Genomic DNA, 851 nt, shown 5'->3' on the forward strand with positions numbered 1-851 from the left:
GCGTCGCTGCCGCAGCTTCGGTGCATGGTTTAGCCCCGTTACATCTTCCGCGCAGGCCGACTCGACCAGTGAGCTATTACGCTTTCTTTAAATGATGGCTGCTTCTAAGCCAACATCCTGGCTGTCTATGCCTTCCCACATCGTTTCCCACTTAACCATGACTTTGGGACCTTAGCTGGCGGTCTGGGTTGTTTCCCTCTTCACGACGGACGTTAGCACCCGCCGTGTGTCTCCCGTGATAACATTCTTCGGTATTCGGAGTTTGCATCGGTTTGGTAAGCCGGGATGGCCCCCTAGCCGAAACAGTGCTCTACCCCCGAAGATGAGTTCACGAGGCGCTACCTAAATAGCTTTCGGGGAGAACCAGCTATCTCCCGGTTTGATTGGCCTTTCACCCCCAGCCACAAGTCATCCGCTAATTTTTCAACATTAGTCGGTTCGGTCCTCCAGTTAGTGTTACCCAACCTTCAACCTGCCCATGGCTAGATCACCGGGTTTCGGGTCTATACCTTGCAACTATTCGCCCAGTTAAGACTCGGTTTCCCTACGGCTCCCCTATACGGTTAACCTTGCTACAAAATATAAGTCGCTGACCCATTATACAAAAGGTACGCAGTCACCCAACAAAGTAGGCTCCCACTGCTTGTACGTACACGGTTTCAGGTTCTATTTCACTCCCCTCGCCGGGGTTCTTTTCGCCTTTCCCTCACGGTACTGGTTCACTATCGGTCAGTCAGGAGTATTTAGCCTTGGAGGATGGTCCCCCCATATTCAGACAGGATGTCACGTGTCCCGCCCTACTCATCGAACTCACAGAATGTGCATTTTAGTGTACGGGACTATCACCCTTT

Annotated in this window: 1 rRNA gene; it reads right to left on the reverse strand. The window is 51.9% G+C overall.

Features of this window, described 5'->3' with window-relative positions:
• A 23S ribosomal RNA gene (locus tag ACTJJ1_RS24970) occupies window positions 1-851 on the reverse strand; the annotation flags it as partial.

The sequence above is a fragment of the Serratia sp. 22264 genome, from assembly GCF_052045345.1.
Taxonomy (GTDB): Bacteria; Pseudomonadota; Gammaproteobacteria; order Enterobacterales; family Enterobacteriaceae; genus Serratia; species Serratia plymuthica.